Origin of the sequence: Streptomyces sp. NPDC102274 (assembly GCF_044766385.1) — a bacterium.
Lineage (GTDB): Bacteria > Actinomycetota > Actinomycetes > Streptomycetales > Streptomycetaceae > Streptomyces.
In genome coordinates, this window is sequence record NZ_JBIWLW010000116.1 from 1 (window position 1) to 3,610 (window position 3,610).

Annotated in this window: 2 protein-coding genes; both read left to right on the top strand. The window is 69.0% G+C overall.

Annotated features, from left to right (window positions below):
• Nucleotides 1-2,160, top strand: a 2,160-nt coding sequence (locus tag ACIRQP_RS42170; protein ID WP_403900741.1) for a type I polyketide synthase, incomplete at its 5' end; no start/stop codon positions are given.
• Nucleotides 2,157-3,610, top strand: a 1,454-nt coding sequence (locus ACIRQP_RS42175; protein WP_403900743.1) for a type I polyketide synthase, incomplete at its 3' end; no start/stop codon positions are given. The genes ACIRQP_RS42170 and ACIRQP_RS42175, both read left to right, overlap by 4 nt.

Sequence of the window (3,610 nt, forward strand, 5' to 3'; positions counted from 1 at the left end):
GACAGGCAGGTCCTGCTGCCCTTCGAGTGGACCGGTGTCGAGCTGTATGCCTCCGGCGCCACCGAACTACGCGTACGCATCGACGTGGACGACACCCACACCAACGCCCGCATTCAGGTGACCGACTCGGCCGGCCACCCCGTCGCACACATACGAGGTCTGGCCATCCGCGAGGCGACCGCCGAGCAGATCCGGGTTGGCGAATCCTTGGAGCACCTCTATCGCGTCGACTTCCGGACGCCGCGCCTTACGCAGGAGACGACGGCGGACGGCATATGGATCCTCGGCGAAAACGCCGGGGTGTACGAGATCCTGGAGGCCGACCATGTGGCTGATGTGGATGTTCTGCTTGCCCATCTCGACAACGGGGGGCAAGCGCCCGCTCGAGTGGCCGTGGACGCAACGGCGGCGCCGACAGGCGACGACATCGCTTGTGCCACGCAGGAGCTGACCGCTTCCGCACTGGGCACACTCCAGCGTCTTCTGGCCGAACCACGCCTGGAGACAACGGAGTTGCTATGGATCACACGCTCGGCAGTGGCCGTGGACGACGATGTCCGCGACCTGGCACACGCACCGCTGTGGGGCTTGCTCCGCGCGGCGCGTAACGAATACGCCGAGCGGGTGATCCGCCTCATCGACCTACAGGCAGGGAGCGCCGGTGACGCGCTGCTGCCCCGGGCGGTCGCCATGGCGGGCGAGCCGGAGATCGCGATCCGTGACGGTGAGATCCGCGCCGCACGGCTCGTACGGACGACGAACGCGGACGCCGCCGAACCGGGTGGGCAGCCGATCGCGGCGCCGCTCGACCCCTCCGGTTCGGTGCTGATCACGGGTGGTACGGGCGAGCTGGGCCGTTCCATAGCCGCGCACCTGGTCCGTACGCACAGCGTGCGACACCTGGTGCTGACCTCGCGGCGCGGCCTCGACGCACCCGGAGCGGGCGACCTGGTGGCGGAGTTGACCGCCCTCGGCGCCGAGAGCGTCCAGGTGGTGGCCTGCGACGTGAGCCGTCGTGAGGATGTCGCCACGGCGCTCGCGACCGCCGACGCGGAACACCCCTGGACCGGTGTGTTCCACCTCGCGGGCGTATTGGACGACGGACTGCTGAGCGCGCAGAACAGCGAGCGGCTGAACAGCGTTCTGGCACCGAAGGTCAGCGGCGCCCTGCACCTGCACAACCTGACGAAGAACCTCAACCTGGCCGCGTTCGTCCTGTTCTCGTCGGTTGCCGGGGTCCTCGGCGGGGCGGGACAGAGCAATTATGCCGCCGCGAACACGTTCCTCGACGCCCTCGCCGCGCGCCGGCGGGCGGAGGGCCTGCCGGGCGTGAGCCTGTCATGGGGGCTGTGGCAGCAGTCCGGTATCGGACTGACCGCCGGCCTCGGCCAGGCGGAGCTGGCGCGGCTGCGACGCCAGGGCGTCGGCGCGCTGAGCGAAAAACAGGGCCTGACCGCCCTCGACACCGCGCTGACACAACCGCATCCCCACCTGGTTCCGGTGAAACTCGAACTCACCTCGTTGCAAAGGGAATCGGACAACGGCGGCGAGGTTCCCGTACTGCTGCGCAACCTGCTGCGGGCCCCGCGCAAACGAGTCGGAGAATCCGGCGGCACCTCGTCCGGGCTGCGCGAGCGGCTGCTGGAACTGCCAGAGGAAGAGCGGACCGCCCATCTCACTCGGCTGGTGCAGCACGAGGCCGCCACCGTTCTCGGCGCGCCCGGGACGGACGGTATCGGCGCCCTCCAGGTCCTCAAGGAACTGGGCATGGACTCGCTGATGGCCGTCGAGCTGCGCCGCCGCCTCTCCGCCGGGTCCGGGGTGTCCCTGCCCTCGACTCTGGCCTTCGACCACCCGACACCTGCCGCCATCGCGGCACTGCTCCTCGACAAGCTGGCCGTCGGCTCCGGCAGCCGGGCCGGCGGCGCGCGGGGCGTGACCAGAACCCAGATCGACAGCCTGGTGGAGCTGCTGCGCGCCGCGACGCCGAAGCAGCTCGACGAGATGGGCTTCGCCGCCGATCTGCTTGCCCTGAGGGACGGCCTGGCGAAGACCGCGGCCGCGACGGACGAGCAGCCGGTACCGGAAGCCGAGCTCGACACCGGCAGTACGGATGACCTTCTTCAGTTCCTGGATCGCAAGCTTGGAGTGAGCGAATGAGCGCGTCCGAAGTCGAAAAGCTCGAGGCGTATTTGCGGCGTACGGCGAACGCGCTCGTCGAGACTGAGAAGGAGCTCACCGCCGAACGTACGGCACGCACCGAGCCGATCGCGATCGTGTCGATGGCGTGCCGGCTGCCGGGTGGTATCGATACGCCGGAGGCGTTCTGGGAGCTGCTGGCCTCGGGTGGGGATGCGGTGGGTGGTCTGCCGTCGCGGTGGGACGGCCTGGGCGTGTATGACCCCGATCCCGAGGCCGTCGGAAAGAGCTACGCCCGCGAAGGCGGCTTCATCGACGACATCGAGCGATTCGACGCCGCGTTCTTCGGGATCTCGCCGCGTGAGGCGCTGTCGATGGATCCGCAGCAGCGGCTGGTGCTCGAGGCGTCGTGGGAGGCACTGGAGCGGACCGGGATCCGTCCTGAGTCGCTGGGCGAGAGCCGTACGGGCGTCTACCTCGGCGCGATGAGCTCCGACTACGGCAACCAGCAGGGCTACGATCTCGATGCCCTCGACGGGTACGTCAGCACCGGGAACGCGTTGAGTGTGGTGTCGGGTCGTGTGGCGTACACGCTGGGTCTTCAGGGCCCGGCGATCACGGTGGACACGGCGTGTTCGTCGTCGCTGGTGTCGGTGCATCTGGCCGTGCAGGCCCTGCGGGCGGGCGAGTGTGAACTCGCTCTCGCGGGCGGTGTCACGGTGATGAACACTCCGGCGTTGTTTGTGGAGTTCTCGCGGTTGAAGGGTATGGCGCCGGACGGGCGGTGCAAGTCGTTCTCCGCGCAGGCCGATGGTGCGGGTTGGTCGGACGGGGTCGGCATTTTGGTGTTGAAGCGGTTGTCGGCCGCTGAGCGTGATGGTGACCGGGTGCTGGCGGTGATCCGGGGCAGTGCGGTGAATCAGGATGGTCGTAGTCAGGGGCTGACGGCGCCGAACGGGCCGTCGCAGCAGCGGGTTGTGCGCGATGCCCTGGAGGCGTCGCGTCTGACACCCGCGGACATCGACGCGATCGAGGCGCACGGCACAGGAACGCCACTGGGTGATCCGATCGAGGCGGGTGCGCTGGCCGAGGTCTTCGGTCCGGGGCGTGGGGTGGACCGGCCGGTGTGGCTGGGTTCGTCGAAGTCGAACATCGGGCATGCGCAGGCGGCCGCCGGCGTGGTTGGTGTGATCAAGATGGTGCTTGCCTTGGAGCACGAAGCGCTGCCGAAGACGTTGCATGCCGGTGAGCCGAGTCCGCTGGTGGAGTGGGACGGCAGTGGTCTGGCGTTGTTGCAGGAGGCGCGGCCCTGGGCCCGTGATACCGGACACACCCGCCGTGCGGGCATCTCCTCCTTCGGCCTGAGCGGCACCAACGCGCATGTTGTTGTGGAGGAGGCGCCGGTTGTTGAGCCGGTGGGGGTGGTGGCCGCGGACAACCGGCCGTTGCCGGTGGTGTTGTCGGGGCGGGG